We start from the raw sequence: 22768 nt of genomic DNA on the forward strand, positions 1-22768 counted from the left end.
AAGGGGGCCGGGCCGCCCTCGCCCCCGGGGCCTCTTCGCGTCGAGCTGGCCCTGTATCACCCTGGGCTGCTCGATCCGACTATGCTGAGACTCTGTCCGTTCTGATACAAGGAGTGTTGTGATGGTCCCGCGTCTTTCCCTCCTGGCGCCGACGGCGCTGGTGCTGGCCCTGGGGGGCCTGCCTGCCGCCCAGGCTTTCCAGTACGACCTGCCCGCCATTGCCCCCGAGGTGGCCTCCGAGACCGCCGAGAAGCCCGGTTGGGCCACCCAGCGTTTCGCGGTGGCCGCGGCCAACCCCCTGGCCACCGATGCCGGTTACCAGGTGTTGAGCGCCGGCGGCTCCGCCCTCGATGCCGCCATCGCCGTGCAGATGGTCCTGACCCTGGTGGAACCCCAGTCCAGCGGCATCGGCGGCGGCGCCTTCCTGGTCCACCATGACGGCGAGGCGGTGGCGGCCTATGACGGCCGCGAGACCGCTCCTGCTGCCGTGGACGAGACCCTCTTCCTGGACGAGGCCGGCGAGCCCCTGGCCTTTATGGAGGCCGCCGCCAGCGGCCTCTCGGTGGGGGCGCCCGGCACCGTGGCGATGCTCGAGCTGGCCCATGCCGAGCACGGCCGGCTGCCCTGGGCCACGCTTTTTGAGCCCGCCATCGCCCTGGCGGAGCAGGGCTTCCCGGTCAGCCAGCGCCTGCATGCCAGCCTGGCGGCGGAGCAGCCCCTGCGTCATGACCCCCTGGCCGGCCCCTTCTACTACCCCGGCGGCGAGCCGCTGGCGGTGGGCGAGACCCTGCGCAATCCGGCCCTGGCGGCCATCCTGCGCGAACTCGCCGAGCAGGGTGCCGCCGCCCTGCGTGAGGGACCCATCGCCGAGGATCTGGTGGCCCGGGTCCAGGGGCATGGCGAGCGCCCCGGCAGCCTCACTCTCGACGACCTGGCCGGCTACGAGGCCCGCCAGCGGGAGGCGCTGTGCAGCCCCTGGCGGAGTTATCGGGTCTGCGGCTTCCCGCCGCCGTCCTCCGGTCACCTGACGCTGATGCAGATCCTCGGCCTGCTCGAGCAGCTTCCCGAGGTGGCGGCCCTGGATGAGGACGGCGTCCCCAGCGAACCCTGGCTGCATCAGTTCCTCGAGGCCTCGCGGCTGGCCTTCGCCGATCGGGGCAGATACATCGCCGACCCGGATTTCGTCGATGCCCCCGGCGGTGACTGGTCGCTGATGCTCGCCCCGGACTACCTGGCGGAGCGTGCCGGATTGCTTAGCGAGACGAGCCTGGGCAGCGGCGGCGCCGAGCCGGGCCACCCCGGTGAGCTCACCGTCGCCTGGGCGGTACAGCCCGATCAGCCGGAGTATGGCACCAGCCATATCAGCATCATCGATGAGCAGGGCAACGCCCTGGCCATGACCACCACCATCGAGGCCGCCTTCGGTTCGCGGATCCTCGCCGATGGTGGGACGGGGCTCGCCGGTGGCTACCTGCTCAACAACGAGCTCACCGACTTCTCCTTCACCCCGTCCGATGCGGCAGGCACGCCCATCGCCAACCGGGTGGAGCCGGGCAAGCGGCCCCGTTCCAGCATGAGCCCGACCCTGGTCTTCGATGCCGAGAGCGGCGAGCTGGTGGCGAGTCTCGGCTCCCCCGGGGGCGCCGCCATTATCCACTACACCGCCAAGGCGCTGGTGGCCATGCTCGACTGGAGCCTGGATGCCCAGCAGGCCCTGAACCTGCCCCATGCCATTACCCTGGGCGGGCCGGCTTTCCTGGAGGAGGGACGCTTCCCCGAGGCGACCCTGGAGGGGCTCGCCGAGCGGGGCCACGAGGTGAGCGAGCGGGAACTGGTCAGTGGCCTGCAGGCGATCCAGGTGACGGAGACGGGCTTCTTCGGGGGGGCCGATCCCCGTCGGGAAGGCATCGTGATGGGGGATTGATTAGCTGCGTAGCCAGTTACGCAGCTTGATCAGCAGCAGCTCGCCGTCGCTGAGTTCGCGGCGCTCGGCCAGCAGGGTCGCCAGCAGGTCGGGGCGGTCGGTGATGATGGCGTCCACCCCCAGGTCGATCAGCTGCGACATCCGCGCCGGGTCATTGACCGTCCAGGCGTGGATCTCGTAGCCGTGGCCGCGGGCCAGGCGCACCTCCGCCTGGCTGATGCGATTGTGGCGCAGCCCCAGGGCGGCAAACCCCTGGCGCTCCAGGGTGCCGGGCAGGATCAGCTGGGCCAGCAGCGTGACGCGCAGCTCGGGCGCCCGCGCGGCGATGGCGCCCATCAGGGCCGGCGAGAGGGTCGCCAGGCGGGTCTCTGCCATGATCTCCGGATCGCCACAGGCCGCGGCCGCCTCGAGGGTGGCGGCGTCGTCATGGCAGCGGCGCCGCGCCTCGGCCTCGTCTTCGAGGGCTGTCAGTACCGCCTCCATCAGAGCCAGCTCCCGCCCGGGATCGGGCTTGAGGTCGATCATCAGGGCGCCCCGACCGCGGACCGTGGCCAGGGCCTCCTCCAGGGTGGCGATGGGCAGCCCCACGTAGGCGTCACCGAACCAGCCCCCTAGATCGAAGCTCAGAAGCTCCTCGAGGCTCAGCTCGCCGACCCGGCGGGGATCGCCGGCCAGACGCTGCAGGGTCTGGTCATGGTAGAGCACCACTCGCTCGTCGGCGGTCAGGCGCACGTCCAGCTCCACATAGTCGCTGCCATCGGCGATCGCTCGCTCGATGGCCGGCAGGCTGTTCTCCGGGGCGGCCATCGAGCTGCCCCGATGGGCGATGATCGCCACCTCGTCATGCAGCTCGACCCGGTTGAGGATCAGGGTGGCCTGCACCGCCAGGGCCAGGACCACCGCCACTTCCAGGGCCCAGGCCAGGCGTTCCGGATGGGCGCCGGGGCGCGGCAGGCGGAGGCGCTCGCGGCTCAGGCGCAGGAAGAGGGCGACCGAGAGCAGGCTATTGGCGGCCAGGCCCAGGAAGGTCAGGGCCAGGGTCAGCAGCAGGTAGCCCGCCAGGTAGAGCAGCATGGCCGGTACCAGCAGCGCCGGTCGTTCCGGCAGCCAGGCCACCAGAGGCGTGGCGATCAGGTCATAGGCCCAGGTGCTCAGCGGCGGCAAGGCCAGGATCAGACCCAGCAGGGCGAGCAGCACCAGGGCGATGCGCCCCAGATGGCCGCGGGTCAGCGACCAACTGCGCGCCAGGGCACGGCGGGGCCTGTCATCCTCCAGGATCAGGGCCGGCAGGGCCAGGCTCCAGCGCAGATAGAGTCCTGCGGCCAGGACCGCCCAGGTCAGGGTCGGTAACAGGGCGCTGGCGACGAAGGCCCAGAGTGCCGGGGGCCGGGTACGCTGCACATAGTAGGGGTCGAGCTCGCCGAGGAAGTGGCCATAGAGGAGCGCCACCGCCAGGGCGAAGGGGGCCAGCAACAGCAGATGGGTGCCGACCTGCAGGGTGGCCAGCCCCGCCAGGCGTGGCAACCGCCATAGCACCCTGCCGAGGGCGTCGAAGGCACGCCGGTAGCGATTGCCATGGGCGCTCGCCGCCACCAGGATCATCCCGGCCTGTTGCAAGTAGAGGACCAGGAAGGTCAGGGCCAGGGTGGCCAGCAGCCAGAGGCCACCGGTGGGGGTCAGCAGCACGCCGGCCAGGTCGGCGGTGGCGATCACCGGGCGACCCAGGCGCCCCAGCAGGGTCGCCAGGCTCCAGGCGATGGCCGGCAGCAGCACCAGGGAGGCGAGCAGGGTAAAGGCGAGGTGATAGGCGAGCAGGGGGCGCCAGTGATCGACCAGCGCGCGCAGCACATCCTTGGCGAGGGAGTGAATCCGCATAGGGCCTCATTAGCGCCATGATGTCCCGAGCCTGCCATCGAGTGGCCGCGTTTGGCAATGCCGACGGTCGACGATGGCTAAGCCGTTTCGGCCGGAGAGGGTAGTGATCCTTCGCTATAAAATTAGTGATTAATTCTGGTTTTTTATTCTTCGGTGGTCGTTATACCATGCGCGCTTCGTATTTCTAGACAATCCGAACAGGCGGAGCCTTATGACGAAGCGCATGTTGAGCAGTATCGGCGTCCAGGTGGTGATCGCCATGCTGGTGGGGGCCCTGGTGGGGGCGCTGATGGGGGAGTCGGCGGCGATCTTCGCCCCCCTGGGCAGCCTCTTCATTCATCTGATCATGATGCTGGTGGTACCGCTGATCGTGGTGGCCATCGTCTCCGGGGCCGCCGGCCTCGGCGCCAGTCCGGCCGCGGGGCGTATCGGTATCGCCACCTTCGCCTTCTTTATGCTCACCTCGGCGGTGGCGGTGGCCCTGGCGCTCTTCCTGGGGGCCCTGTTCCAGCCCGGCAGTGGCCTGGAACTGGGGGCCGTGGAGGCGATGTTCTCCACCGAGTATGCCGATCGCGGCGAGGTGCCCGGGGTCTTCGCCACCCTGCTGGGGATGATTCCCACCAATGTCTTCGCCGCCCTTGGCGACGGCAATATCCTGCAGATCCTGGTGTTCTGCCTGTTCCTGGGCCTGGCCCTTTCGCGCCTCGATAGCGAGCGGACCGCGCCGCTGATGAATGGCCTGTCGGTGCTGATCGACGCCCTGGTGTGGATGCTCAACATGGTGATGCGCATCGCGCCCATCGGCGTCTTTGGCCTGATGGCGGATGCGGTGGGTACCTTCGGCTTCGATGTGCTGATGCTGGTGTCGAAGCTGTTCGGCGTCTATGTGCTGGCCATCGCCCTCTACGGTTTCGTCTTCTATCCGCTGGTGGTGAAGAGCGCCACCGGGATGCCGGTACGCCATTTCCTGGGGCGCATGAAGAAGCCCCAGGTGGTGGCCCTCTCCACCGCCTCCTCCATGGCCACCCTGCCGGTGACCCTGGACGTGGTGCATCGGGAGCTGGGGGTGTCGCGGCCCACCTCCGCCTTCGTGCTGCCCCTGGGGGCGACCATCAACATGAGCGGCAACGCCATCTACTACGGCCTGGTGGCGATGTTCTTCGCCCAGCTGTTCGGTGTGGAGCTGGGCCTGGGCGCCTACCTGGCGATCATCTTCACCGCCACCCTGGGGGCCATCGGCCAGGCCGGGGTGCCGGGCCCCTCCTTCCTGGTGGTGGCGGTACTGCTCGCCGCGGGCATTCCGGTGGAAGGGCTGCCGCTGCTGTTCGCCCTCGACCGCCTCTTCGACATGATCCGTACCGCCCTGAATATCACCGGTGACGCCGCCTGCGCCACCGTGGTGGATCGGTTGGTGCCGGAGGCCGCCGAGGCCGACGAAGAGACGCGTCCGGTGTCGTCCCAGACCGTTTAAGCCGCCTCGGTTCCGACCATGAAAAAACCGCCGCGGTCTTCCGCGGCGGTTTTTTTGTGCTGGCCCGAGGGGGCCGGCTTCCGCTCAGGCCTGGGGCTCAGGCCTCCAGGGGCAGTTCGGCCTCGGCCACCAGGATGCCGTTGTTGTCGGCGTAGAGCCACTCGCCCGGGGAGAGGGTGACCCCGGCGAAGGTGACCGGGATGTCGCGAACGCCTTCGCCACGCTTCTCGCTCTTGCGCGGATGGGCCCCAAGGGCCTGGATGCCCAGCTCGGTTTCCGCCAGCACGTCCACGTCGCGCACGCAGCCGTACATCACCACGCCGGCCCAGCCGTTGTCGGCGGCCTGCTCGGCGAGCATGTCGCCGAGCATGGCGCAGCGGCTGGAGCCGCCGGCGTCGACCACCAGTACCGCGCCCTCGCCGGGCTCGGCCACCGCCTGCTTGACCAGTGAGTTGTCCTCGAAGCACTTGACGGTGCGGATGGGGCCGAAGAAGGCTTCCCGGCCGCCGAAATTGACGAACAGCGGATCCAGGACCCGAACCTCGGGGTGGGCGTCACAGATATCCGGGGTGACGATCTGGGGCATGGGGCGTCTCCTTGCGATGAAAGTCGAAATGGCATGATGCCAAAGAAAAACGCCCCGCACGAGGCGGGGCGTTTCGGTCATCGGCTCGGCCTCGAGGGCGCGCGATGTTGCGAGCATCGGAGTCGATGGGGCTCCGGTGCGGGCAGGCCTCGGCCTCCACGGCACCGGAGTCGCTTTCCGGGCGGGGGCCTTAGGCCTCCTGAGCCACCGGAATCACGTTCGAGGCGGCCTTCTGGTACTCCTCGATCTCGTGGAAGTTCATGTAACGATAGATCTCGCCGGAGAGGGCGTCGAACTCGCTCATGTAGCCCTGGTACTCCTCGACGCTGGGCAGGCGACCCACCACCGCGGCCACGGCGGCCAGCTCCGCGGAGGCCAGGAAGACGTTGGCGCCGTCGCCCAGGCGGTTGGGGAAGTTGCGGGTCGAGGTGGAGACCACGGTAGACTTCGGAGCCACCCGCGCCTGGTTACCCATGCACAGGGAGCAGCCCGGCATCTCCATGCGCGCCCCGGCGCGGCCATAGATGCCGTAGTAGCCTTCCTCGGTCAGCTGGTGCTGGTCCATCTTGGTGGGCGGGGCCAGCCACAGGCGGGTCTTCAGGCTGCCGGCCGGCTGCTTCTCGAGCAGCTTGCCCGCGGCGCGGAAGTGACCGATGTTGGTCATGCAGGAGCCGATGAAGACCTCGTCGATCTTCTCGCCGGCCACGTCAGACAGCAGGCGGGCGTCGTCCGGATCGTTCGGGGCGCAGAGGATCGGTTCCTTGATCTCGTCCAGGTCGATCTCGATCACCTCGGCGTACTCGGCGTCGGCGTCGGCACGCATCAGGCTCGGGTTGGCCAGCCACTCTTCCATGGCCTGGATGCGACGCTCGATGGTGCGTACGTCGCCGTAACCGTTGCCGATCATCCACTTGAGCAGGGTGATGTTGGACTTCAGGTACTCGCTCACGCTCTCTTCGGACAGCGTGATGGTACAGCCCGCGGCGGAGCGTTCGGCGGAGGCGTCGGAGAGCTCGAAGGCCTGCTCCACGGTGAGGTCCTCGAGGCCCTCGATCTCCAGCACGCGGCCGGAGAAGGCGTTCTTCTTGCCGGACTTCTCGACGGTCAGCAGGCCCTGCTGGATGCCGTAGTAGGGAATGGCGTGGACCAGGTCACGCAGGGTGACGCCGGGCTGACGCTTGCCCTTGAAGCGCACCAGCACCGATTCCGGCATATCCAGCGGCATCACCCCGGTGGCGGCGGCAAAGGCCACCAGGCCGGAGCCCGCCGGGAAGGAGATGCCCATCGGGAAGCGGGTGTGGGAGTCGCCGCCGGTGCCCACGGTGTCGGGCAGCAGCATGCGGTTGAGCCAGGAGTGGATGATGCCGTCGCCGGGACGCAGGGAGACGCCGCCGCGGTTCATGATGAAGTCGGGCAGGGTGTGGTGGGTCTCCACGTCGACCGGCTTCGGGTAGGCGCTGGTGTGGCAGAAGGACTGCATCACCAGGTCGGCCTGGAAGCCGAGGCAGGCGAGGTCCTTCAGCTCGTCGCGGGTCATCGGGCCGGTGGTGTCCTGGGAGCCCACGGTGGTCATCTTCGGCTCGCAGTACATGCCCGGGCGCACGCCCTCCATGCCGCAGGCCTTGCCGACCATCTTCTGGGCCAGGGTAAAGCCTTTACCGGTGTCCTTGGGCTGCTCGGGCAGGCGGAAGACGTCGGAGGCGGGCAGGCCGAGGGCCTCACGCGCCTTGCCGGTCAGGCCACGACCGATGATCAGCGGGATACGGCCGCCGGCACGCACCTCGTCGAGGATCACCTGGGTCTTGAGTTCGAAGGTGCTGACCACCTCGTCGGTGCCGTGCTTGCACACCTTGCCTTCGTAGGGGTAGACGTCGATGACGTCGCCCATCTCGAGCCGGGAGACGTCCATCTCCACGGGCAGGGCGCCGGCATCTTCCATGGTGTTGAAGAAGATGGGGGCGATCTTGCCGCCGAAGCAGAAGCCGCCGGCGCGCTTGTTGGGCACGTTGGGGATGTCGTCGCCGAAGAACCACAGCACCGAGTTGGTGGCGGACTTGCGCGAGGAGCCGGTGCCGACCACGTCACCCACGTAGGCGACCGGGAAGCCCTTGGCCTTCACGGCTTCGATCTGGGCCAGCGGGCCCTTGGTGCCGGGCACCTCCGGCTCGATGCCGTCGCGCTCGTTCTTGAGCATGGCATTGGCATGCAGGGGAATATCGGGGCGCGACCAGGCGTCCGGGGCCGGGGAGAGGTCGTCGGTGTTGGTCTCGCCGGGCACCTTGAAGACGCTGAGGGTGATCTTCTCTGCCAGGGCCGGCTTGGCCAGGAACCACTCGGCGTCGGCCCAGGACTGCAGGACCTCCTTGGCCACGGCGTTGCCCGCCTTGGCGCGCTCTTCCACGTCATGGAAGGCGTCGAACATCAGCAGGGTGTGCTTGAGCTGTTCGCCGACTTCCTTGGCCAGGTCGGCGTCGTCGAGCAGCTCCACCAGGGTGGCGATGTTGTAGCCGCCCTGCATGGTGCCCAGCAGCTTGACGGCGTGGGTCTTGTCGATCAGCGGGGACTCGGCCTCGCCCTTGGCGATGGCGGTCAGGAACCCGGCCTTGACGTAGGCGGCCTCATCGACGCCCGGGGGCACGCGATCGGTGATCAGTTCGAGGATGAACTCTTCTTCGCCGGCGGGCGGTGCCTTGAGCAGCTCCACCAGGGCAGCGACCTGCTCGGCGTTGAGCGGTTTGGGCGGGACGCCTTCCTGGGCGCGTTCCTCGACATGTTGGCGATATGCTTCAAGCACGATGGGGCCCTCATCAAGTTGCTTTGCCAGGGCGTTGAACCGGCCGTCCCGGGCCTTGGCGGCCTCTGGGGGAGTCGGCGACGGGTCAGGATGGGTCGCCCTGGAGCCTGTGGTAACCGTGGTTCAGGTGACGCGGATTCTACGGGAAACTGTCGACAATGTTAAGCGAGCCCCCCGTCGCGGGCCTCGTACTTTGGTCGGCGGTGGCCCTTGGCGTCGTCCGGGGAGTGTCCCGCGGCGTCCGGGACGGGTAAGATGCCGGGGCCCGACAGACTGCGAGAACGACCCATCGAGGAAGCGTATGTCTCAGCGAATCAGCACCCCCTGCGTGGGGGTCTGCTCCACCACCGTCGGCGATGACGTCTGCCGGGGCTGCCAGCGCCATCTGGACGAGATCCGCGACTGGTTCGGCTACGACGAGGCCGAGCGTCGGCGGCGTATCGAGGCGCTCGACGCCCTGAGGGAAAAGGCCGCCGCCACCCTCCTGGTGGTCGAGGACGAGGCGCTGCTGAATGCCCAGCTGGCCCGGCACCGCATTCGCGTGCGCCCGGAGCAGCCGCCGCTCTCCCGCGCCGTGGAGCTGCTGCGGGTGGGGCGCGAGCGCATCCAGGACCTCGCCCGCTATGGCCTGGCCCGGCACGGGGCCGGGCTGGGGCTTGCGCCGCCGCAGCTCTTCGCGCGGCTCAACGAGGCCCTCAGTCAAGCGGCCCGGGAGCGGGTCGACCTTATTACCACCGATAGCCATTCAGGATGACCATGCAAGACAGCCTCAGGGCCCTGCTGCCCCCGGACCTGCTCTCCTTCCTGCGCTGCCCCACGCCCCAGGCCTGGGTCGAGGCGGCGTTAGCCAATCAGGAGCTGCTGCTGATCGATCACGCCCAGTGCGAGAAGAAGGCGGCCTCCACCGCCATGAGCCTGATGTACCGCTACGTGGATCGCCCCCTGCTGCTGACCAAGATGTCGCAACTGGCCCGGGAAGAGCTGCTGCACTTCGAGCAGGTGGTCAAGCTGATGGAGTCCCGGGGCATCGTCTATCGCCACCTCAGTGCCTCCCGCTATGCCGAGGGGCTGCGCCGCCACCTGCGCCCCGAGGATCCGCTGCGCCTGGTGGACCTGCTGATCGTGGGGGCGCTGATCGAGGCGCGCAGCTGCGAGCGTTTCGCCTGCCTGATCCCGCGGCTGGACGAAGAGCTTGCCAAGTTCTACCGCAGTCTGGTTAAGTCGGAAGGGCGTCACTATGAGGATTACTTGATGTTGGCGCGGCTCGTTGCCGAAGAGGCAGGCGATGGAGAGGTGGAGGCGCGGATCGCCTTCCTCGCCGATCGCGAGGCGCGCCTGATCGAGGCTCCGGATGGCGATTTCCGCTTCCACAGCGGCGTCCCGGAAGCGGCCTGAGATCCAGGGAACAGACGGCAAGGCACTTGCCGATGACACAATAACGCGGGAACGAAGACGATGCGGGATCCTTCCGTCGATGAGCGATTGACACTGCTCGGCCATTTCTCACTGACCCTGGGGGAGGATAGTCTCACCCAGTTCAGCTATGACAAGGTCAAGGGGCTCTTGGTCTACCTGCTGCTTCATGAGCAGCCGGTCAATCGCTCCACCCTGGCCGAACTGTTATGGCCCGATCAGGGGCTCTCCTCCGGCCGCACCAACCTGCGTCATGCGCTGCATTGCCTGCGCCAGTCCCTGGGTGACCAGGCCGAGCGGGTCTTGGCGGTGTCGCGCCAGACCATCGCCTTCCAGTTTCCCGACGGGTGGACCTTCGACCTGCATGAGCTCCAGGGGCTGCTGCGCGAGCCGCCGGATATCGACACCCTGGAGGCGGTCCTGGGCCTCTATCAGGGCGACCTGGTGGAGGAGTTGCAGCTCTCGGCCTGTGCCGAATTCCAGCGCTGGCTGCTGCGGGTGCGCAACGAGTGGCGTCAGCGGGTGATCGCCTTCGCCGAGGCGGTGCTGGAGGCCCATGGCGAGCTGCCGGAGGCGCTGCTGCGCGACCTGGTCAGCCGCTTCTCCGGCTATGGCCCCTTTCACGAGCGGCTGGTGCGCCAACTGGCCGAGCAGGGGCAGGCGGCGGCGGCCCACGAACAGTACAACGCCTACCTGCAGCTGCTGGCGCTCTCCGGCCAGCAGCCGGAGCCGGCCTTCCTGCAACTGGCCCGCTACTGGTCCGATGGCCAGGCCGAGATTCAGCGCCTCTCGCCCCAGGGCGCCTTCTCCCGGGCCCTGGCCCTGGACAGCGCGCCGCTGCGCGACGACGAGATCGAGCAGCGCCAGCTCTCGGTGATGGCCATTCGCCTGAGCCTGGAGGAGGACCTCTCGGCCCGGGATGCCACCCATGCCAGTCTGGCCCTGCAGATCGAGCTGATGCGCTGGCTGGAGCAGCAGTGTCACCACCTGGGCGGCTTCTGGCTGCCCGGCGCCACGGGCGGCCTGGGCCTGGCCTGTTTCGGCACCCATGGCCCGGCCCACCAACTGGCCGAGCTGGTGGCCCTCTACGAACACTGCCGCAAGGCGCTGCCCGAGGAGAGCGCCCGCCACTGGAACGGGGAGGGGGCCGTGCCGCGCTTTACCCTGGCCGCGGGCCTCAACAGCGGCCGGGTGATCTACCTGCCCGAGCGTCAGCTGGCCGATCCCCTGGGCCAGGTGACCCAGACCTCCCTGGCGTTGATGAGTGCCGCCGAGGGGGGAGAGCTGGTGATCTCCCAGGAAGCCAGCCAGCACATGCCGCCGGCCCTGGACCTGCAGCCGCGGCTCTCCTCGCGGCTGGTCGCCTGCGACGGCAAGGTGCGCCTGCGTGCCCTGGTGCTGGGCACCAACGAAGGGGGGCGCGAGGCGCTGCCACCCAGCCTGGTGGGGCGCGAAGCGGCACTGCGCAAGTTGCGCGACGCCCTGGCCCGGGCCGGGATCGGCCTGCGGCAGAGCGTGCTGGTGCGTGGGGCCTCCGGGATGGGCAAGTCGGCGCTGCTGGTGGGGTTCCGCCAGCTCGAGCAGAGCCGTGATACCGCCATCTGCTGGCAGCCCACCACGCGACTGTCGGTGCACTCCCCCTATGGGGTGGCCCGCCAGCTGCTGCGCTGGCACCTGGGCGGGGAGCCCGACGAGGCGGGGCTGGGCCGGGTGCTGGAGCGCTATCCGGGACTGGCCGATTCCCAGGAGCGGCGTCAGCTGCTGGAGGAAGCGCTGGGTATTCGCGAGCCCGAGGAGGTGGCGGTGCTGGCCCAGAGCGGCGAAGCCCTGGAGCTGGTGGTGCAACTGCTCCAGGCCCTCGTCGAGACCCTCACCGTACAGCGCACCCTGGTGCTGATGATCGATGACATCCAGTGGCTGGACGAGCCCTCCTTCAAGGCGCTCTCCAACCTCCAGGCGCGCTTGCCGATCAACTGCCCCCTGCTGCTGGTGGCCAGCCACCACGGTCGCGAGGCGCTGCCCGCCCGTCTGCACTGGGATCAGCAGCTCAGCCTGGGACGCCTGGATGCGCTGCAGTCGTCGCGACTGCTGTCGCAACTGGCGCGCCGCTACCGCCTGCACCTGAGCCCGCGGCTGCGCAGCCAGTTGATCGAGCGCTGCGATGGCGTGCCCCTCTACCTGCAGGAGATCTGCCGACGCCTGGACATGGATCGCCGCGAGGGGCGCAGCGTGCAGCTCGACGACCTGCCCCAGGGCCTGCTGGGCCTGCTGGCCAGTCGCATCGACCAGCTCGATGCCGAGCGTGAGGTGGCCCATGTGGCCGCCGTGCTGGGGCGTCAGTTCCGCCTCGACCTGTTGACCGAATGCAGTGGCTGGTCCGGGGAGCGCCTCAAGCGGGCCATCGAGCAGATGATCCGCCTGGAGATCATCGAAGCCTGTCCGCACGGCAGCGAATACGAGTACCAGTTCAGTCATCAGCTGCTCCAGGAGGCCGCCTACCTCGCCTGTCCGCGGGACGTGCGGGTGGCGATCCATGGCCAGGTGGTGACCCTGATCGAGGAGCGCTTCCCGATGTGGATCAGTCGCCACCCCGGCGACTTCGCCACCCATCTGCGACGCAGCGGCCACTATGCCCGCGGCGCCCGCTATTTCGAGCTGGCGGCCCGGGAGGCCCTCAAGGTGAGCGCCAACCGCACCGCCCTGCGCATGGCGGATGCGGGCCTGGCCAGCCTGCGTCACGTGGAGGGGCAGGGGGAGCGGGAGATCAGCCTGCTGACGGTGCGTGGCCAGGCCGCCTTCGCCCTGGAAGGCCATGGCTCGCCCACCGCCCACGAGAGCTTCGTGCGCGCCCAGGAGTTGCTGCCGCCGCGCAGCTACGAGGAAGAGGCAGATGACCTGGAGCAACGCTTCCTGGTCAAGTGGGGGCTCTGGGTGGGCTGTAGCCAGCGCCATGCCCATGCCGATGCCTTCTCCCTGGCCGCCAAGCTGGCCGATCTGGCCGGCGAGCTGGAGGATCCGCGCTACCAACGCCTGGCGGACTATGCCCGGGCTCACTGCGAGTACTGGGCGGGGCGGATTCGCCAGGCCTACGACCACTTGGAGGAGATCGATCCGCTCCACTCGCCGATGCTGATCGAGTGGCTGCCGTTCTCCGACCACCCCCAGGTGGCGGCGGCCTGCTTCCAGGGCTGGGCGCTCTGTCTGCGCGGCGATTACCAGCGCGCCGAGCAGCAGGCGGAGGCGGCGATTCGCCTCGCCGAGGGGTTCAACCACCCCGGCTCCCTGGCCATGGCGCTGCTCTTCTCGGCGGCCATGTACCGTCAGCTGGGGCATGTGCACCTGGCCGGCATGCGCGCCCAGCGCGCCGCCGAGCTCACCGGCACGCCGGATCTGCACCTGTGGCAGATGTCGGCCCAGGGCATGCTCGGCTGGCAGCGGGCCCTGGCCGGCGACCGAGAGGGCCTGGCGCTGCTGGAGGCTGGCATGGAGGAGTTCGACGAGGTGACCGGCCGCGACCGCTACCAGCGGCCGGTGTTGTGGTTCGTGGATGCCTGCGTGGCCCTGGGTGAGCTGAGCCGTGCCGAGGACTACCTGGACCAGTGCCTGTTGATCGCCCAGGAGCGTACCTCCCTCTATGTGCCGGAGCTGGCCATCCAGCTGGCGCGGGTGCGCCACCAGCTGGGGCGCCCGGCCCAGGAGATCCGCCTGCTGGTGGAACAGGCCCTGCGCCAGGCCGCGGAGCACGAGAACCTGCATCAGCAGCTCAATGCCCTGGAGCTGTGGCTGACCCTGGTGGATCCCCAGGACGGCCAGGCCCGGGAGCGCTTCCGGCGCCTGCTCGGCGAGGTCTCGCCCAGCGATGCCCCGGTGCTGGTGCGCTGGGGGATGTTGCTGGACCAGCGCGAGGCCCAGACCGCGCGGCTGGAGTCCTGAGCGCATCGCTGCCAGAACGACACGGGCCCCGGCATTGCCGGGGCCCGTGTCGTTGGTCGCCCACTTCTTGGGTCAGGTGGCCATTTCCAGCTCACCGATTCGAACCAGCGCCTGATCGCGGTGCTCGCCGCACAGCTCGGCATCGAAGGCGAAGCGCTCGCAGACCGCCGGGCGTCGTGGGTCGCCGAAGAGTCGGCAGAGGTTATCGTCGTCGAGCTGGACGCAGCGCACCCCGGCGGGCTTGCCCTGGGGCATGCCGGGGATCGGCGAGCTGATGGAGGGGGCGATACAGCAGGCGCCGCAACCCGGCCGGCAACTGGGGGCGCTCGGCGCCCCGCTCATGGCTTGCCCGCCTCGGCGAAGGCCCCCTTGCCGATGCCCTCGAAGGCCTGTACCCGGATGCGTCCGCCCTCCGCGGCGGCGATCGTCTCGGCGAGCCACAGGGCGATGCGCTCCACCGTGGTCTGGCTGGGCAGCACCCGGCAGCGCTCGGTGGGCAGGCGCAGGCGGAACTCTCCCTGGGGGGCCCGGTAGGCGCAGGTCAGCTGGCGGGGATCGTCATCGGGGGCGTTGATCAGGTCGTCGGTATCCACCAGGTAGGCATCCGCCAGGTGTTCGGCCCAGCGAGCCTCGAGGGCCGGGTCGCGCCGGCCGTTGCGCCAGATATGCAGCCGCGAACGGTGCCCGTGGGCGATGCGCTGACAGTTGCCGGCGTGCTGGCGCAAGCCATGACTGTAGGTGTAGGCGGCACCGTCGATGGCTTCGTCACGCAGGGTGAGGCGAATCGCCGAGACCCGGGGCGGGGGGCGGCGCATCAGCTCGTCGGCCAGGTGCTCGGCCAGGGTCTCGCGGCGCACCTCGGCCCAGGGGAGGAGGGTAAAGGCCTGGCGGGGGGCGCGTAGCTCCAGGGGGTAGGGGGTACGGGTGATCAGGCGCAGCCCCTCGCGACACTCCTGGAGCTCCACCCCCGGAGCCCGGGCCGGTACCAGCAGGGTGTGGTCGGCGCCGGCATCGAGTCGCGACTTGATCCAGGGCTTCACCTCGCCGAAGTCGAAGAGCATGCCGTCCTCGCCCAGCTCGCCGTCCAGCTCAACATCTACCGCCCAGCTGACCCCGATCAGGCCGCGACGGGGGCACCAGAGGGAGGCATCCAGATGAGTCAGGTTGTCGACGAACAGGCTCATTGAGCCTTCCCCGCGATCATGCTGAGGGTCTGCAGTGTGTCATCGGTGTCACTGTCGAGTGGATTCATCAATCGATCCCCGCGATCTTGTGAGTCTGCAGCGACAGCTGCCACTGGGGGTGGCCCAGGCAGTAGTCGACGCAGGACCTGAGTGTGGTGCCGGATTCGCCCCGCGGGGCGAGGTCCATCGGCTGCAGGTAGAAGTGGCGAAAGTCCAGGGCCTGGAAGCGCTCCGGTGGGGCCTCGTCCTGGGGATAGACCAGCTTCAGCTCGTCGCCGCCGGTCACTGCCAGCACGGCGCTGCCCTTGGGGCTGACGCAGAGCCAGTCGATGCCCGGCGGCGGCACCAGGGTGCCGTTGGTCTCCACCGCCACCTCGAAGCCGCGGCATTGCATGGCCTGGATCAGGGCCGTGTCGAGTTGCAGCAGGGGTTCGCCACCGGTAAAGACCACATAGGGAGTGGCCACGCCGCGGCTGTCGGGCCAGAGGGCGCCGAGGTGTGCGGCCAGCGCCTCGGCATCGGCGAAGCGTCCGCCGTGCTGGCCATCGGTGCCGATAAAGTCGGTGTCGCAGAAACGGCAGACGCTGCTATCGCGATCTGCCTCGCGTCCCGACCAGAGGTTGCACCCGCTGAAGCGGCAGAAGACGCTGGCGCGGCCGGCCCGGGCGCCTTCCCCCTGCAGCGAGTAGAAGGCTTCCTTGACGTGGTACATCAGCGGCCTCCGGCCCGGTCGGGGCGCGCGATATCGGGGTCGTAGGCGAGGGGGTCGATGGCCCCATTGGCGGCGAAGGCGGCCAGGCGCTCGCGACAGCTGCCGCAGCGGCCGCAGGCCAGTTCCGCGCCACGGTAGCAGGTCCAGGTGTCGGCATAGTCGAGGCCCAGCGCCAGGCCCGCGGCGAGGATCTCGGCCTTGCTGTGGTGCAGGAAGGGCACCGTCAGACGCAGGGGGGCGAAGTTGCATACCTCGGCGGCGGCCTGCATGCGGCGCACGAATTCGGGGCGGCAGTCCGGGTAGAGGTCGTGGTCGCCACCATGGGCCCCGTAGCGCACCTCCTGCGCACCGATATTGATCGCCTTGGCCAGGGCCAGGGAGAGCAGGATCATGTTGCGGTTGGGCACCACGGTGGCGGCCAGGTTGTCGGCGGCGTAGTCGCCCTCCGGCAGCGACTGGCTGGCATCGGTGAGCGCCGAGGCATCCACCAGGCCATGGATGGCGCGCAGGTCGATCACCTGGTGTGGCACGCCGAGGCGTTGGCAGACATGCCGGGCGGTGTCGAGCTCGCGATGGTGGCGCTGGCCATAATCGACGGAGAGGGCATGGACCTCGAGGCCCTCGGCCAGGGCTTGGTGCAGCACGGTAAAGGAGTCCATGCCGCCGGAATAGATGATCACGGCGCGCCGGCCGTGGGGGGAGATCGTCATAGGGGGTTCCTGTCGGAGAATTTGTCCTGCTCCGCGCTGGGCGGAGGTCGTCCGGGATCCGGTCCGGTGGGCGCTAGTGTAGGGAAGGCTTGACCGTTTGGCCAGTGGGCTGGCCAAGGCGGGCAGGGGCCGTTACTCTCGAGTCACCTCTTCAGATGACGCAAGGAAACGTCATGGCCAGCATCCAACACAGCGCCATCCTGCCGGCTCCCCCGGAGCGGGTCTTCGCCCTGCTGGAGCGGGTCGAGGACTTCGCCGACTACTCCGACCTGATCGACTCCATCGAGGCCCTGGGGGAGGGACGCTACCGCTGGCACGTGCGTGCCGTGGGCATGGAGTGGGCCTTCCTGGTGATGATCACCGAACACGAAGCGCCCAGCCGGCTGGCCTGGGAGTCCATCGAAGGGGTGCGCAATCAGGGCTGTTATCGATTGCGGCCGGTGCCCGAGGGCACCGAGGTGACCCTGAGCCTCGACTACGAGATCAAGAATCGGCTGGTGGAGAAGGCGGTCAATCGCGCCGCGCGGCCCCTGGTGGCCAAGGTGAGCCGGCAGATCCTCGAGCGGGTGGAGGCGCGCCTCTAGGCTTGTTCGTTCGCTAACAAAATAGTGGCCGAGGCGTGGCGAGCGGGAGTAGACTCGCTTTCGATGGCGGGCGAGTCGCTCGCCTTGCGGAGAGAGGCGCCATGCTTAAAGGATTACTGCTCTGTTTCCTAGTATTATTTGCCCAGCTCGGGGTGCTCCACCTTGTGGATCAGCGCACCCTGTCGAGCGAGCAGGCGCGCCTTGGCGAGAGCCTGGAACGGGATATCCGGCGACCGCGTGAGGATGACGCCTCCTCGAGCTGAGGAGTCCAGGCCGGCCAGGCACTCGCCGGTGCATCGACACCGGGTGGAGGGAGTGCATGACCCGAAAGACGGACGAGAGGCGTAACGGCTCCTGGGGTCGTTACCTTGTATGGTTGCTGGCGGCGCTGCTGATGGGCCTGCTGCTATGGGTCTGGCAGTCGCCGGACCTGGGCGCCCTAAAGCTCTGGGCGGAGGAGACGGCCAGTCACCCCCTGACCATGCTGGCGGTGATGCTAGTGATGGCAGTCACCCTGGCCCTGGGTCTGCCCGGCAGTATCGGCCTATGGCTGATCGCCCCCTTTCATCATCCCGCGATCGCGGTGCCCATGTTGATTATCGGCAGCGTGGGGGGCGCCCTGGGCGCCTATTGGCTGGCGGAGCGTTTCAGGCGCCGTTTCAGACCGGGCAGGATGACCCTGCGCATGATGCGCCTGATGCAACGCCGTGGCGATGTCCTGACCCAGTGCGCCCTGCGGGTGCTGCCGGGCTTTCCCCATTCGGTGATCAACTATGCGGCTGGCCTGGTGCGCCTGCCGCTGCGTCCCTTTCTGGTGGCGGCCACTCTCGGGCTGGGCGCCAAGTGGGCGGTCTACGCCAGCGCCATCCATGGCGCCCTGGAGGCGGTGGAGCGGGGGGAGGGACTGAGCCCCGATGTGGTTTTGCCGCTGGCCCTGCTGACCCTGTTGCTGCTGCTGGGCGCCTGGGTGCGCCGGCGGATCGAGGCGCGCCAGGAGCTGGGGTAGGCGGCGAGCTCAGGGCTTGCGCAGTGAGGCATCTAGGTGGTCCACCACCTCGGCCCAGTCGGCATCATCCTCCAGGGCGTTACGCAACAGCTCGGCCTGGGCCGGGTTCCAGAAGCTCGCCTCATGGAGGGGTACGCTCTCCGGTAGCGGCGAGTGCCGCTTGATAAAGGCCTCGATGGCCCCGGCGTCCGAGGCCAGGCCGAGTTGTTCGAAGAGTTCACTGAAATGATGGACCGGCTGTTCCATGAGGGCCTCCACTGGGTGGGTTTCCCCCAACCATAGACCCTCGTGGCGGCCTTTGCCTGACCTCGTTCAGCGTTCCCCCACCAGGGCCTCGCGGAAGCGCTCGCGGCGCCGTGTTTCGTCGAGGGGCTGTGCCAGGAGGTGGACCAGCTTGGTGATCACCGCCTCGGGGGTCATGTCATCCGCGGAGAGGACCCCGGCCGCGGCCAGGCCCTGGCCTGCCGCATAGCTGCCGATGGCGATGGCGCCGACGGGACACTGGCTGATGGCCACCAGCAACTGGCCGCGTCCGCTGGCCTCGGCGAGAACCTCCAGCAGGGCCGGGTCCTCCGGCGCATTGCCGCCTCCCCAGACCTCCAGCAGGGCGCCCTTGACCCGGGGATCCTCCAGCCAGGCCGCCACCTGCCACGCCTGGATTCCCGGCCATAGCACGATGCGCACCACCGCAGAATCGCCCAGGGCCTGGTAGTCGGGCAGCTCGAAGCGCGGGGCGCCGCGCTGCTGCTGCTCCAGGCCCCGCCTCGGGTAGAGCACCGGCTCCCCCTCCACCAGTTCACCCAGCAGCGGATAGTTGGGGCTGACGAAGGCGTCCGCATCGCGGGTGTGCCACTTGCGGCTGCGCACGCCGCGCAACAGCTTGCCCGCGAAGGCGATGACCACCTCCTGCAGGTCCGGCTGGGCGGCGAAGCGCAGCGCGCTTTCCACGTTACCCAGGGCGTCGCTACCCGCCGCCTCCAGGGGCTGCATGGCCCCGGTGACCACCACCGGCTTGGCGATCCCCTGGAGCTGGTAGGCCAGGCTGCTGGCGGTCCAGGCCAGGGTGTCGGTGCCGTGCAGCACCACCAGGCCGGCGGCCTCGTCTTGGATCTGGCTCAGGCGTCGCCCCAGGGTCTGCCAGTCGGTGGGGGTGGCGGCACTGGAATCGATGGGCTCGGGCGTGGCTTCGAAGGTGAAGTCGGGCAGGCTGGCACGGCGCGCCGGGGGCAGGCTGTCCAGGGCGCGGCGCAGGCGCGCCTCGAAGTTGCGCCCCGGCGCCAGCCCCTGGGGGCCCGGCTCCATGCCCAGGGTGCCGCCGGTATAGATGACACGGATCGGGGATGGCATAAGGGACTCCTGTCGGGATGCAAGAGGCCGCATCATACCCTAATGGCTCAGTGGCTTCCCGCCTCCGACCTGGCCAGGGTGTCGCCGCCACGACGCTGTTCCGACAGGAAGGTGATGCCGTCATCGATGGCGGAACCGCGAGTCAGGAAGCTGGCGAAGTGGCCCCGCAGGGGCTGAAGGTGGAGTCGGCTGGACAGGCCGCGATCTTGCAGGGCGGCATGAAAGTCCTCGGCATGATCCCGGGGCACCAGGGTGTCGAGGCTGCCGTGGAAGAGAAAGAAGGGGGGCGCGCTGTCGCCGAGCTGGTGATAGGGGGAGGCAAGGCGGTAGCGCTCGGGTACCTGGGCGCGAGTGCCGCCGAGGAACTCCACCACCAGACGACCGTCATCGAATTTGAAGAGATCGGTGGGGGTGCCACCGGCCAGCACCCCGGCCAGGCGAGCATGCGGCCCCCCGTAAGGCCGATCCAGCGGGTGGTCGGTGCCGATCACCCCGAGCAGGCTCACCAGGTGGGCGCCGGAGGAGTAGCCCACGCCGATGATCTGGCGAGTGTCGATGCGCCAGGCATCGGCCTGGCGGTGTGTCCAGGCCATGGCCTGCTGGAGGTCGTGGAGCTGGGCCGGGAAGGGGTGGGCGGGGGCGAAGCGGTAGTCGATATTGATGGCCACATGGCCCGCCGCCGCCAGTTGGCGAGCGGTGGCCTCCATGTCGCTGCGGTCGCGACGCTGCCAGCCACCGCCATGGACCACCAGGGCCGCCGGCCGCAGGCGCGGGGTGGCGCTCGGTGGCGGTAGGTAAACGTCTGCATAGAGCGGCTGGGGCCAGTCGTCGGGGCTGTAGCGCAGGCCTTCCAGGCGTTGGATCTCGGCGCCGGGCTGGGTGGCGCAGGCACTCAGCAGCAGGCTGGCCAGGGCGGCAAAGAGGAGGCGAGGCATCTGGGACTCCGGTAGCGTCTTTCTATACAATCTATGTACAGCTTGAGAGTCTTGCAACGAAAACGCCGGGCGCGGGGCCCGGCGTTACCGTATCCAGATGGCCTGCGGTCAGGCCTCGGCGGGGGTTTCGGCGGGGGTGGCCAGGCGGCGCACCATGGCCTCCACCATCCGGGCCGAATGGGTGGCGGCCTGATCGATAAAGGCCGTGAAGCTCAGGTTGGACTCCTTGCCGGCGATGTCCGAGAGGGCGCGGATCACCACGAAGGGGCAGCCGTAGAGGTGGCAGGTCTGGGCGATGGCGGCGGCCTCCATCTCGGCGGCCAGCATGGTGGGGAAGCGCTCCCGGGTCTGGCTGACCGCGTCGGGGCAGGCCATGAAGCTGTCACCGGTGGCGATCAACCCCTCCGCCACGCGCAGTTCGCCCAGCTCTTCGATGCACTCCCGGGCCACCTGGACCAGTCGCGGGTCGGGCAGGTAGGCGGCGGGCATGCGCGGCACCTGGCCGGGCTCGTAGCCGAACACCTCGACGTTGACGTCATGGTGGCGCACCTCGGAGGAGATCACCACGTCGCCGACTTCCAGGTCGGCGCCGAAGCCGCCGGCGGAGCCGGTGTTGATGATCGCCTCCGGCTGGTAGCTGTCCAGCAGCAGGGTGGTGCCCACGGCGGCATTCACCTTGCCGATGCCGGATTGCAGGATCACTACCTCGGCGCCATGCAGGCGGCCGCGATAGAAGGTGCAACCCACCTGTTGGCGGCTCTCCATTCCCTCCAGGCGGGAGGCGAGGAGGGCGACTTCTTCCGGCATGGCGCCGATGATGCCGATACGTTTCATCTAGGCTCTGCTCTTCGCTGAATCGATGGGGGCGGATTCTACCTCAAGCGTCCTGGCGCTGCATGGCGTCATGCAATTCGGCGGCGAACAGGGTGTTCTCCAGCAGGGAGGCGACCGTCATGGGGCCTACGCCGCCGGGCACCGGGGTGATATGGCTGGCGCGCTCGGCGGCGGGGGCGAACTCCACGTCGCCGACCAGGGTGCCATCCTCCTGGCGGTTGATGCCCACGTCGATGACGATGGCCCCCGGCTTGACCCACTCGCCCTTGACCAGCCCTGGCTTGCCCACGGCCACCACCAGCAGGTCGGCGCGTCGTACATGGGCCTCCAGGTTCTGGGTGAAGCGATGGCAGATGGTGGTGGTGCAACCGGCCAGCATCAGCTCCAGGGCCATGGGGCGGCCGACGATATTGGAGGCGCCGACGATGGTAGCGTCCAGGCCGCGCACCTTGAGGCCACTCTCCTGGAGCAGGGTCATCACCCCCTTGGGCGTGCAGGGGCGCAACACCGGGAGGCGCTGGGCCAGGCGACCCAGGTTGTAGGGGTGGAAACCGTCCACGTCCTTGTGAGGCAGGATGCGCTCGAGGATGGGGCGCGGGTCCAGGTGCTCGGGCAGCGGCAACTGCACCAGGATGCCATCCACTTCAGGGTCGGCATTGAGGCGGTCGACCAGGGCCTCCAGGTCGGCCTGGGAGGTGTCCGCCGGGAGTTCGTGGCGCAGCGAGAGCAGCCCGGCCTCTTCGCAGGCACGATGCTTGTTGCGCACATAGACGGCCGAGGCCGGATCCTCGCCGACCAGGATCACGGCGAGGCCGGGAATGCGCTCCCCGGCCTGGCGGCGAGCCTCCACCTGGCGGGCGACTTGCTGGCGGACGTGAGCGGCAATGGCCTTGCCATCGATCGGTTGTGCGGTCATCGACGATTCCCCTGGAAGCTATGGACACCGCCGGCGGCGGCGACGAATCTGGGCGGTGATTTTCGCATGAGCCGGCCGCGAGTCAAAGCGTCTTGACCGAGTCGATTGCGACAGATGCTTGACCAAAAAGGAAAGATCCGTAGAATACGCCACGCACTGACGAGCTCACGGGGTCGTCAAGGCCGTGCGACAAGCCGGCGGGGTGTAGCGCAGTCTGGTAGCGCGCCTGCTTTGGGAGCAGGATGTCGGGGGTTCGAATCCCTCCACCCCGACCAATAGCAACTCATTGATTTTTATTGAAATATGGGTTGCAGGCAGGAGTGTGAGGCCGTACAATGCGCCCATAGCTCAACCGGATAGAGCAACGGCCTTCTAAGCCGTGGGTTGCAGGTTCGAGTCCTGCTGGGCGCGCCATCTTGTGAGTCGAGGCTGGCAGGATGGGTCCGGTGGGTCGCGATAGGCGAATATGGTGGATGTAGCTCAGTGGTAGAGCCCCGGATTGTGGCTCCGGTGGTCGTGGGTTCGATCCCCATCATCCACCCCA

19 protein-coding genes and 3 tRNA genes are annotated in these 22768 nt (G+C 68.6%); 10 read left to right on the top strand and 12 right to left on the bottom strand.

Going from position 1 to position 22768, the window contains the following annotated elements; genetic code table 11:
* The first annotated feature begins 121 nt into the window (after window positions 1-121).
* Window positions 122-1924, top strand: coding sequence for a gamma-glutamyltransferase family protein (locus IHD13_RS16915; protein WP_195862216.1), 1803 nt, complete (start codon window positions 122-124; stop codon window positions 1922-1924).
* Here the strand turns inward: IHD13_RS16915 and IHD13_RS16920 are convergent, their stop codons facing one another.
* A complete protein-coding gene (locus IHD13_RS16920; RefSeq protein ID WP_195862217.1) occupies window positions 1925-3799 on the bottom strand; it encodes a glycerophosphodiester phosphodiesterase family protein in 1875 nt (624 codons plus the stop codon). It lies immediately after the preceding gene.
* 211 nt (window positions 3800-4010) lie between these two features.
* Between IHD13_RS16920 and IHD13_RS16925 the strand changes: the two genes are divergently transcribed.
* Window positions 4011-5270, top strand: a complete 1260-nt coding sequence (locus tag IHD13_RS16925; protein ID WP_195862218.1) for a dicarboxylate/amino acid:cation symporter — start codon at window positions 4011-4013, stop codon at window positions 5268-5270.
* Window positions 5271-5367: 97 nt separating this feature from the next.
* Here the strand turns inward: IHD13_RS16925 and rraA are convergent, their stop codons facing one another.
* Complete coding sequence (gene rraA / locus IHD13_RS16930; protein WP_195862219.1) at window positions 5368-5856, bottom strand: ribonuclease E activity regulator RraA; 489 nt, start codon at window positions 5854-5856, stop codon at window positions 5368-5370.
* 190 nt (window positions 5857-6046) lie between these two features.
* Window positions 6047-8650, bottom strand: a complete 2604-nt coding sequence (gene acnB, locus IHD13_RS16935; protein WP_195862220.1) for a bifunctional aconitate hydratase 2/2-methylisocitrate dehydratase — start codon at window positions 8648-8650, stop codon at window positions 6047-6049.
* A 301-nt stretch (window positions 8651-8951) separates the two neighbouring features.
* On the opposite strand from acnB, the gene IHD13_RS16940 reads away from it, so the two are divergent.
* From IHD13_RS16940 to IHD13_RS16950, 3 genes are read left to right on the top strand one after another with little or no spacing between them, the layout of a single operon-like run.
* On the top strand, window positions 8952-9404 hold the full coding sequence (locus tag IHD13_RS16940; RefSeq protein WP_195862221.1) for a DUF1289 domain-containing protein: 453 nt from the start codon (window positions 8952-8954) through the stop codon (window positions 9402-9404).
* Window positions 9405-9406: 2 nt separating this feature from the next.
* Window positions 9407-10045, top strand: a complete 639-nt coding sequence (locus tag IHD13_RS16945; protein WP_195862222.1) for a tRNA-(ms[2]io[6]A)-hydroxylase — start codon at window positions 9407-9409, stop codon at window positions 10043-10045.
* 60 nt (window positions 10046-10105) lie between these two features.
* Complete coding sequence (locus tag IHD13_RS16950) at window positions 10106-13996, top strand: AAA family ATPase (protein ID WP_195862223.1); 3891 nt, start codon at window positions 10106-10108, stop codon at window positions 13994-13996.
* 72 nt (window positions 13997-14068) lie between these two features.
* Here IHD13_RS16950 and IHD13_RS16955 read toward each other — a convergent pair whose 3' ends face one another.
* The 4 genes from IHD13_RS16955 to queC form a co-directional block, all read right to left on the bottom strand.
* Complete coding sequence (locus IHD13_RS16955) at window positions 14069-14338, bottom strand: YkgJ family cysteine cluster protein (RefSeq protein ID WP_195862224.1); 270 nt, start codon at window positions 14336-14338, stop codon at window positions 14069-14071.
* Window positions 14335-15180 carry a 6-carboxytetrahydropterin synthase gene (locus IHD13_RS16960; RefSeq protein WP_195862225.1) on the bottom strand — a complete coding sequence of 282 codons (846 nt, stop codon included), beginning with the start codon at window positions 15178-15180 and terminating at the stop codon, window positions 14335-14337. The genes IHD13_RS16955 and IHD13_RS16960 overlap by 4 nt, the downstream gene beginning before the upstream one ends.
* A 67-nt stretch (window positions 15181-15247) precedes the next feature.
* On the bottom strand, window positions 15248-15892 hold the full coding sequence (gene queE, locus IHD13_RS16965; RefSeq protein WP_195862226.1) for a 7-carboxy-7-deazaguanine synthase: 645 nt from the start codon (window positions 15890-15892) through the stop codon (window positions 15248-15250).
* Window positions 15892-16602 (bottom strand): 7-cyano-7-deazaguanine synthase QueC, encoded by a 711-nt coding sequence (gene queC / locus IHD13_RS16970; RefSeq protein WP_195862227.1) that lies wholly within the window; start codon window positions 16600-16602, stop codon window positions 15892-15894. Before queC ends, queE begins: the two co-directional genes overlap by 1 nt.
* A gap of 173 nt (window positions 16603-16775) precedes the next feature.
* Here queC and IHD13_RS16975 point away from each other — a divergent pair, with 173 nt between their 5' ends.
* Window positions 16776-17186, top strand: a complete 411-nt coding sequence (locus IHD13_RS16975; RefSeq protein WP_195862228.1) for an SRPBCC family protein — start codon at window positions 16776-16778, stop codon at window positions 17184-17186.
* Window positions 17187-17505: 319 nt separating this feature from the next.
* The gene (locus IHD13_RS16980) at window positions 17506-18192 is read left to right on the top strand and encodes a TVP38/TMEM64 family protein (RefSeq protein ID WP_230086392.1); all 687 of its coding nucleotides are present in this window, start codon (window positions 17506-17508) and stop codon (window positions 18190-18192) included.
* Window positions 18193-18201: 9 nt separating this feature from the next.
* On the opposite strand, the gene IHD13_RS16985 is transcribed toward IHD13_RS16980, so the two are convergent.
* The 5 genes from IHD13_RS16985 to folD form a co-directional block, all read right to left on the bottom strand.
* Window positions 18202-18438, bottom strand: coding sequence for a DUF2789 domain-containing protein (locus IHD13_RS16985; protein ID WP_195862229.1), 237 nt, complete (start codon window positions 18436-18438; stop codon window positions 18202-18204).
* A gap of 66 nt (window positions 18439-18504) precedes the next feature.
* On the bottom strand, window positions 18505-19539 hold the full coding sequence (locus IHD13_RS16990; protein ID WP_195862230.1) for an asparaginase: 1035 nt from the start codon (window positions 19537-19539) through the stop codon (window positions 18505-18507).
* A 47-nt stretch (window positions 19540-19586) separates the two neighbouring features.
* Complete coding sequence (locus IHD13_RS16995) at window positions 19587-20474, bottom strand: alpha/beta hydrolase (RefSeq protein WP_195862231.1); 888 nt, start codon at window positions 20472-20474, stop codon at window positions 19587-19589.
* A gap of 108 nt (window positions 20475-20582) precedes the next feature.
* Window positions 20583-21308, bottom strand: a complete 726-nt coding sequence (gene mtnN / locus IHD13_RS17000; RefSeq protein WP_195862232.1) for a 5'-methylthioadenosine/S-adenosylhomocysteine nucleosidase — start codon at window positions 21306-21308, stop codon at window positions 20583-20585.
* Window positions 21309-21351: 43 nt separating this feature from the next.
* Entirely contained in the window at window positions 21352-22224 is an 873-nt protein-coding gene (gene folD, locus IHD13_RS17005; RefSeq protein WP_195862233.1) for a bifunctional methylenetetrahydrofolate dehydrogenase/methenyltetrahydrofolate cyclohydrolase FolD, read from the bottom strand.
* Between the two features lie 198 nt (window positions 22225-22422).
* Here folD and IHD13_RS17010 point away from each other — a divergent pair.
* The 3 genes from IHD13_RS17010 to IHD13_RS17020 all read left to right on the top strand — a co-directional run bounded on the left by IHD13_RS17010 (window position 22423) and on the right by IHD13_RS17020 (window position 22768).
* Window positions 22423-22499, top strand: a tRNA-Pro gene (locus IHD13_RS17010).
* Between the two features lie 62 nt (window positions 22500-22561).
* Window positions 22562-22638 (top strand) — tRNA-Arg (locus IHD13_RS17015).
* A gap of 55 nt (window positions 22639-22693) precedes the next feature.
* Window positions 22694-22768 (top strand) — tRNA-His (locus tag IHD13_RS17020).

Source organism: Halomonas sp. 328, assembly GCF_015645095.1.
GTDB lineage: Bacteria > Pseudomonadota > Gammaproteobacteria > Pseudomonadales > Halomonadaceae > Bisbaumannia.